At 42.4% G+C, this 8,686-nt stretch carries 5 protein-coding genes; 4 read left to right on the top strand and 1 reads right to left on the bottom strand.

Annotated elements, in window-relative coordinates:
- The first annotated feature begins 143 nt into the window (after positions 1-143).
- A complete protein-coding gene (locus B9T16_RS08865) occupies positions 144-737 on the top strand; it encodes a 4Fe-4S single cluster domain-containing protein (protein WP_006617975.1) in 594 nt (197 codons plus the stop codon).
- A 253-nt stretch (positions 738-990) separates the two neighbouring features.
- On the opposite strand, the gene B9T16_RS08860 is transcribed toward B9T16_RS08865, so the two are convergent.
- Positions 991-6,147 (bottom strand): hypothetical protein, encoded by a 5,157-nt coding sequence (locus tag B9T16_RS08860; RefSeq protein ID WP_410244573.1) that lies wholly within the window; start codon positions 6,145-6,147, stop codon positions 991-993.
- 65 nt (positions 6,148-6,212) lie between these two features.
- Here B9T16_RS08860 and B9T16_RS08855 point away from each other — a divergent pair, with 65 nt between their 5' ends.
- From B9T16_RS08855 to B9T16_RS08845, 3 genes are all read left to right on the top strand, one after another.
- Positions 6,213-6,518 (top strand): DUF2499 domain-containing protein, encoded by a 306-nt coding sequence (locus B9T16_RS08855; RefSeq protein ID WP_006617978.1) that lies wholly within the window; start codon positions 6,213-6,215, stop codon positions 6,516-6,518.
- A 12-nt stretch (positions 6,519-6,530) separates the two neighbouring features.
- Positions 6,531-6,839 (top strand): DUF3593 domain-containing protein, encoded by a 309-nt coding sequence (locus B9T16_RS08850; RefSeq protein ID WP_006617979.1) that lies wholly within the window; start codon positions 6,531-6,533, stop codon positions 6,837-6,839.
- A 91-nt stretch (positions 6,840-6,930) separates the two neighbouring features.
- Positions 6,931-8,472: an alanine/glycine:cation symporter family protein gene (locus B9T16_RS08845; protein WP_410244572.1), complete on the top strand. Its 1,542-nt coding sequence runs from the start codon at positions 6,931-6,933 to the stop codon at positions 8,470-8,472.
- The last annotated feature ends 214 nt before the right edge of the window (positions 8,473-8,686 follow it).

Below are 8,686 nucleotides of genomic sequence, written 5' to 3'. Positions count from 1 at the left end.
CAATATCTCCCGGTCAACCACGCAGAACTTGACCCGCTTTTAGCACACATAAAAACTCAACTCCACGACCTCGATCGCCAATTAACTACTCTCCAAAAACACCACGCCGAAGAACACCAAAAACTCACCCTTAACTTTTCCTCATGACTCTCTTAAACATTGCTGAAATTTGCCCCCACACCCGCACCCTCGGCCCCGGAAACCGCTTTGTCATATGGGTACAAGGTTGCAGCTTTAACTGTCCTGGCTGCATTTCCCCGGAGTGGATACCCCAAACTCAAGCTACATTAATTGACCACGAACAACTGGGAAATCTGATTTTATCCCAACCCAATTTAGACGGTATAACTGTTTCTGGCGGCGAACCTATGCTACAGGCGATCGCCTTAACTAAACTGTTTCAGCACCTGCGAAACCATCGCGATATTTCGATTATATGTTATACTGGATTTACCCTCAACGAAATTCGCACAAAAGCTGATATCATCCCCCTACTAGAATTGATTGATGTTATCATTGACGGACAATATATCGCCGACCTCAATGATAACCAAGGCTGGCGAGGTTCATCTAACCAAAATATTCACTTCCTCACCCCCCGCCACCTCCCAGAATCGGCATTATTTACCACTAGAAAACGGGATGTTGAGGTTCATATTCGCAATGATTCGGCTTTAATGGTTGGGGTTCCACCACACCGCTTTAGACAGGATTTTAAACAGGCTTTAAAACTATAGTATTTCATTAAAAAAAAATTTTTTCGGCTCGCCCTGGGGCTGAGGCTTGACAAGCACCGGGAGTTAATGCTAAGGTATTAATGTATAGCCTCATAATGGGAATTTTTGTTAAATTAAAAAAATTGCACATATTTCCATTATTTAAAATTGTAACCGAAGTCAATCGAAAAAGCAACCCCTCCCCCCCAAAAAAAATTTTTCGCAACATTTCTTAATTTTTTGTTACAAAAGTTAACAAACAGCTTGGGGGAGTTTAGTAGCGGGTAATGGTGGGGTAAGTTAAGTTACAGAGTTTTTGATCTGAAGGAAGCACATTTTGATTAGTTTGTAGATAATTATGTAACCAGGTACAACTACGACTAATCAAACTATCAAGATTGAGGTTATCCATACTCCATAATATTAATGTACCATCGTCTTTAGCGATCGCTAAAGTTTGACCATCAGGACTAAAAGCAATGCGGTTAACAAAGACATTATGATTAATGGTAGTAATGGGTTCAATGGCGCTTTCAGTGCCATGACAACCATCAGCAGGCCAGAGTTTATCGCGATCGCGTTTAACAGCCCATAATCGGACTTTTTTATCATCACTGGCGGTAGCTAAAATTTGACCATCAGGACTAAAGCTGAGACTGCGAACCGTAGCCAAAGCAGTCATGGGACAAGAATCAGGTCTAGGAGTACCATTACGAGACCATAGTTTAACATTTTTACCAGATGCGATCGCCAGTTTTCCCAATTCAGGAGAAAAAGCGATACTATTAACACTTTCATTTTCTGGAATACTGGGATAGGAAATCCAACTATCTCCTTGTTTACGCCATAAAACCACGCCATAGAGTTCATCGGTTGCCCTGATAGCCATTTCATTACCGATAGCTACCGCCAAGATAGTACCATCACCGTTAAACTTGATGTCGCTGACAATACCATCATTAGGGAAAGCGGGAATTCTGAGAGTTTCAATTAATTGACCATCGTAATCCCAAATGATGACGTTTTTATCAGAACTAGCGGAAGCCAAGATATTTTTACTAGGATTAAATGCAATGGCGTTAACGGGTTCAGTGTGACCAGTGAGGGTGGCGATCGCTTCACCATCGGTAGTCCATAATTTGATAGTATTATCTGCGCCTCCGGTGGCGACCAGAGGCTGATCTGTTTGAGAATTGACACTAACCCAATTGAGATCCCTAGGCTGTCCTAAACCTTCGAGTTGCCACGATAAAGCGCTCTGATCATCTTGGTTAAGATCCCACATTTTGACTAAGCTATCATTACCTGCTGTAGCTATTCCCTGGCTGTCGGGAGTAAAGCTGAGACTCCAAATAGCTGCATCACTGGCTTCAATTACCCTTTTCGCTTCTGGTGTATAGCTGCGACTCCAGAGTTTGACAGTAGTATCTGCACTAGCGGAAACAATCGTCTTACTATCAGGAGTAAATGCCACAGACCAGACATCATTTTGATGACCTACTAAGGTATTTAATAAACTCCCATCTGGGAACCCCCAAATTTTCACCGTATCATCACGACTTCCACTAGCAATTACTTCACCGTCTGGACTAAATAAGACTGTCAAAACTTCCTCATTATGTCCTTTGAGGGTGCGGATTTCCCGTTGTTGTTCTAAGTCCCAAATTTTGAGAGTGCGATCGCTACTACCGGAAACCAAAATGTTATCATTTTTGGGGTTAAAACTGACATCATGAATATTACAGTAATCAAAAGAGTCCGAAGAAACACCTTCACAGTGTCCGCTCAAAGTGGCTAATAGGTCTCCTTGGCGGTTCCAGAGTCGGACAGTTTTATCTTTACCCGCGCTGGCTAGTTTTTGTCCATCGGAATTAAACTCTACATCTAACACTCTATCTGTGTGACCTTCCAAGACACGAATTATAGTGCCATCAGGTCGCCACAGGCGAATAGTATTATCATTACTAGAGGTAGCGATTAAATCTCCTTGGGGACTAAATTTAACACGGGTAACTAACGCTTCATGACCTACTAAGTTGTGCAGATATTGGAATTGTTGTTGTTGTTCATCCCAGACCCAAATTGTGACTTGATTATCGGCGGTAGTAGTCCCCAGAAATTGACTATCTTCACTAAAGCTAATACTGGTCACACTATTTTGATGGGGTAAGTTCTGTAACCATAAGCCATCAATACCCCAGACCTTAGCCGTATGATCATTACTGGCTGTAGCAATGAAATTCCCATCAGGACTAACAGCCACCCCCAGAACACTGCTAGTGTGTCCCTGTAGGCGATTTTTTTCTTGAATATTAGATATAACTTCCCGTAAACCAGATGTTACCTCAAGTTTTTGTTGGTCGGTGGGGTTGGTTTCTTGAATGTCTTTACTGAGTCTTAAAGTTGTTAGTAAAATCTCGATTTGATTGTTTTGGTCAGATAGTCTCAAGGCGCGTTCTACGGATTTTAAGGCGGCGAGGCGATCGGCAGAATTGCGCTGCCATTTTTGCACTTCCCAAGCGCCAATAGCCAGAACTAAAAGACCGACACCAGCCGCAACCATCCGCCAGTTTCTGCGTTGTCGGCTTAATTTTTCCTCCGCTTCATGTTGTTTAGCTTGAGCTTCTTGTACTTGTTTATTCAACTCTCTTTCCCGTCGCATTTGCTCATTTTCTTCTTGGAGTTGTTCAAACTCTGCATCGCGATCTAAGCGATGTTGTTGACGAATAAAACCCGCGAGATAATCATGGACAAGTTGATAAAATTCGCTATCATATTCTACTACTCGKAACACTAATCCTGATTGTTCAAATATATCTAAAATTAAGTCTAATTCAACGGTAACTGATGGTAATTTAAGCCGTTCTTTTAATTCTTCGGAAAGTTCCGCACGGGTCCTTAGGGGTCGGGTGTCATTTTCATCGGTTAATAGGTATAGCATTAGTCTGGCGATCGTCTCATTTTCCGCCCCACAGTCTTTTATGGTCACTTCCAAAAAACGTTCAACCAGCTTTTGCATGGGTCCGCGTTTTTGGTATTCTGCTAATGTGGTGATATTTTCGGTTTGTAGTTGCGCTCCCACTACTTGCATTTCAATGGGTCGCACTTCTTCTAATTCGGTGGATAAATCATTGACTAATGCTTTAATTAGAGCATCTTCTAAATAAAACCGGGAACTATCGGTCAGACTCTTAATCACATTATATGCTTCTTCCCGGCTAAAGTTGCCCACATAAAATAGGATATCTTTACTTAAAATATCGTTGCCAATTTCCTCGAAGTTAGTCAGACGAGAAGCCTCTAATAAATGATGCAGATAATCTTCTCGCAGGGATAAGATAACCTTGACAAAGGGAATTTTTAAAACTTGCTGTAATAATTTAAAAAATATCTGGCGATCGCCTTTATTTAAGACAAAGAATAACTCCTCGAATTGGTCGAAAATTAGCACAGTTAACCGATGATTAACCGCATTATGTTTCAAGGTTTCTAAAATGTGGTTAATTAGATATTTTTGCTCCCCTTCATCAGCCTTAGTCAATTCAGGATAACCGCTATTAACAGCCTTTTCAGCCAGGTAGGTTGGGTGAAACCCAACAGCAGCCAGGTAGGTTGAGTGAAACCCAACATCGGTTTCTGGTTCTATTTCTGATTCTTGAAGACCAGATAGTTGCCGATCTAGTTCTCTGATATAAGCCCTATAGTTACGAATAACCACAGGTACTACTTGACGCGCTTCGATAGGCTTAACTTGGAGAGAAGGAACTAAACCTGCTCGTAATAATGAACTTTTACCAACTCCTGATTGACCATAAATAACCGTGAGTTTATGCTGAGGACTCGCCATGCGAGCTAGGAGATTTGCGATGTCTTTTTCCCGTCCAGAAGTCTGGATCTCATCAGCACAGGTATAGCCATAATCGGCATCTGTTAAACTAAGATTAATCGCTCGTTCGCGAATCTGCAACCGACCAGCGCCAATAAATGCCGTATAGCCAAAAGTGCTAGATTTGCGGCGATGTTCTCCCTTAATCTCAAAAGATTCTCGGTAATTTCCTAGGTCAAAATATAGACGTTGTAGAGATTCTAAGATTGACAAATATAGTGGTGGGTTGTATTGGGGAATAGTCGCTTTTTTCGCCCATTCTAATTTTTGAATTGCCGCTTTAGGTTGACTCAATTTTTCTAAAGATTCAGCTAATAGCCACAGAAAACGACCCTGCTGCTGATTACAAATTGAAGAATCGATCGCCTCCGAAACATTAGCCCGCATCAATATATCTAAAGCCACCTCAGCCAATTCTTTACTATGATTCCACTGAGAACGATGCAGACAAACTTCTGCTAAAAACCCATAATCCTGAGCCAATAAAATCTGATTTAATTCACCAGGAGATTCATGGAGTTTCCGGGAGGCGATCGCCAATTCCCATAACTCATCCCACCGTTCTAATTGACCGAGAACCTCCCCTAATTTATTAATAAACTTAGCTACCAAATCCTGGCGTTGAGCAATTTCAAACCTTTGAATAGATTGCTCTAGATGTTGTTGGGCTCGTTCCCATTCTTTTTTCCCCGTCCCATAACGATTTTGATCAGCTTGATAAATCTCGCATAATCCTATATGAAATAATATAACTCCTTGCCATTCTAAATGAGTCAAATTAGGCTGAAAATTAGGCAGATCATGGGAACTTTTGCGCCACAAAATCAGACTTTCCTGATACTGTTTTATCGCTAAATCTATTTCATATTTAGCATAAGAATAACGAGCAAATAAAAATTGTAAACTCCCTTCTAATTCTATAGGTAACTGAGTTAATCTTTGTTTTAAGTCTTGATAAGCCAACTCTATTTCTGACCGAGAACCCGTCCCCAAAATCTTGGTATTCGGGACAAATTGCAGCGATCCAAATTTCTGAACTTCCCCAAATACCCGCTGGGTTTTAGTCTCCAAAAATTCCAATAACTCTTGAGTTCCTAAGACCAATTCATAAGTAGTCGCCCAACTGGTAAAATCCTGGGCGCGGCGGTTCATTCTTTGCCAGGTTTTGTCATCAACCCATAAAACTAGGGGAAATTCCAAGTTCCGAAAAGACTCCCTCGCAAAATTGGTCGCGTCTAAGACTTCATCAAGACTGTTCACAGACTCCAAGCCGTAGACCATAAGCGCCGCTGGTTCGGACCCCTTAGCCAATTCCCCTTGAATAGCGCCATACAAGTTCTGTATTGATGGCTGAAGGTATAACTCGCGAATGGGTAAGGGAAATTTCTGCCGCAGTTGTTGTACCATTGACGATCGCAAATTGGTATAGTTACAACGCACCAGCAACAGAGTAAACTGTCCCTCAGATAATCTCAGGGTTCTGCTTAATGTATTAAGTTGGCTCTCATTCAGAGCGATCGTATCATTAATGGGATGCACACTCATTTGTCTGTTACCTGTAAACTTAGGGTGATTATCGACAATTTTTCAAATTCATTTACAATCTGCTTATGCACGCTTTATCAATTCCCACCTGGATAATTCATATCTCTAGCGTCATTGAATGGATAGTCGCCATAGGGCTAATCTGGAGTTACGGCGTAATTACCGAAAATCGAGCCTGGTGGGGTTTATCTTATGCTATGTTACCAGCCTTGATTAGTGCTATGTGTGCTTGTACCTGGCATTATTTTGATAACCCCCCCAACCTAGAATGGTTGGTCACCCTACAAGCTGCTATGACCGTTACTGGTAATTTTACCTTGTGTATTGCCGCCTGGTGGCTTTGGCGAACTTCCAAATCACTCGAAACTTAAAAACTACTAACCATGTTCTCTAAAGATACTCTATTTGTTCTGTCTTTGTTTCCTTATCTCGGTTTCCTCTGGTTCCTTACCCGTTCAGGAATAACCCCAATACTAGCCCTGATCGGATTTTACGGTACTTTAGTATTTGTGGCGGTTACCATTCCGGCGGCTATTTATGCTCAGGTCGCCTATAGTGAATCTTTAGCTAATATTGATTGGCTTCATGGGGGGGCTGAGTTGTTTTTGACTCTATCCAATATCCTGATTGTATTAGGATTTAGCCAGGCGATCGCTAACAAAATTTCAGATAAAGACTCCCAAGCTAGTTAAGAGTTCCCAGCCAGGAGTCCCCTCCGGTCTGTTCCCTCACTTCCCAAAACTCTCTAAGTATCCATCTTAGTCTTGTGAACCATTACCATTTATGAGGATAACTAAAAAACGGGTTTGGCTATATACCCTACTGTTTTTGTTGATTCCTACCATCGCTTGGGCTCAGGATGAAAGCCGCAGCCAAACAGTCTTTGAGGCTATTAATGATGGTTTCACCTGGTTTGTCAATAATGTGATATTTGGTGTCCTATTCTGGGATGCAGGGACCGGGTATCTATTTAAATCTCTGTTTGGGATTGACATGGGAATTCCCCTAATTGTTTTATGGCTAATTGTTGGGGGAATTTTCTTTACCTTCCGCATGGGATTTATCAATATCCGCGCCTTCCGACACGCTGTAGACGTGGTGCGGGGAAAATATGATGATCCTAACGATTCCGGGGAAGTCTCCCATTTTCAAGCCTTAGCAACCGCTCTGTCCGCCACTGTCGGCTTGGGAAATATTGCTGGGGTAGCTATTGCTGTTAGTGTCGGAGGACCCGGCGCGGTCTTCTGGATGACTGTGGGTGGCTTTTTTGGAATGAGTAGTAAGTTTGTTGAATGTACCCTCGGTCAAAAATATCGCGTGATTAACCCAGATGGCACTATTTCTGGGGGTCCGATGCGCTATTTATCGGAAGGTTTAAAAAGGATGAATTATCCGATTTTTGGACGGGTTTTGGCGATCGCTTTTTCCTTTTTCTGTATTTTCGCCGCCTTGGGTGGTGCAAATATGTTCCAAGCTAACCAGTCTTTTGGGGCGGTTTCCCGGGTGTTTCCCTTTCTACCTAATTGGTTATATGGAGCAGTTTTAGCAACATTAGTCGGCTTGGTAATTATTGGCGGAGTCCGCCGGATTGGTCAAGTCGCTGGTACAATAGTCCCTTTAATGTGTATTTTATATGTCGTCGCCTCTCTGTTTATTTTACTGACTAATTTTACCGCTATCCCTGGTGCTTTTGGGGTGATTATTTCCCAAGCATTTCAGCCAGAAGCTATTGAGGGCGGGATTTTGGGTGTAATTATTCAAGGGTTTAGACGGTCGGCTTTTTCTAATGAGGCGGGGTTGGGTTCGGCGGCGATCGCTCATTCAGCCGCTCGCACTGATGAACCGATCCGAGAAGGTATTGTCGCCCTTCTAGAGCCTTTTATTGATACTATTGTTGTTTGTAATATGACCGCTTTAGTAATTGTAATTACTGGGGCATATAATAATCCCGAATATGAGCAATTACGCGCTACCGGAGCCGGGGCAGAATTGACCGCCGCCGCTTTTGGCATTTCCATTAGTTGGTTCCCCATAATTTTGGCGATCGCTGTTTTTTTCTTTGCTTTTTCTACTATGATATCCTGGAGTTATTATGGTGAACGCTGCTGGGATTATCTCACCGGAGGGCAGGGTTTAATTATCTATAAAATCCTCTTCCTAATGGCTACTTTTATGGGAGCCATAGTCGCCCCTGGTCCCGTCATTGATTTTAGTGATGGAATGTTATTGGGAATGGCATTCCCTAACCTGTTGGGGGTTTATTTCCTCTGTCCCCAAGTCGCCAGAGACTTAAAAGATTATATGGCACGATATAATTATAATTAATAATTGTAGGGGCGGGTTCCGCCGTCAATTATCCATCCCCAGGACGATATTAATAAACCCGCCCCACCGCCGATAATTAATAATTGTAGGGGCGGGTTCCGCCGTCAATTATCCATCCCCAGGACGATATTAATAAACCCGCCCCACCGCCGATAATTAATAATTGTAGGTGCGAGACGTTCAGGCATGAAATAGGGTTGAGATACCCGAAATA

This window comes from Arthrospira sp. PCC 8006 (genome assembly GCF_046480465.1).
In the GTDB taxonomy this organism is placed as follows: domain Bacteria; phylum Cyanobacteriota; class Cyanobacteriia; order Cyanobacteriales; family Microcoleaceae; genus Limnospira; species Limnospira platensis.
The sequence above is the reverse complement of the archived record's forward strand: the minus strand, read 5'-3'. Positions and strand labels throughout refer to the sequence as shown.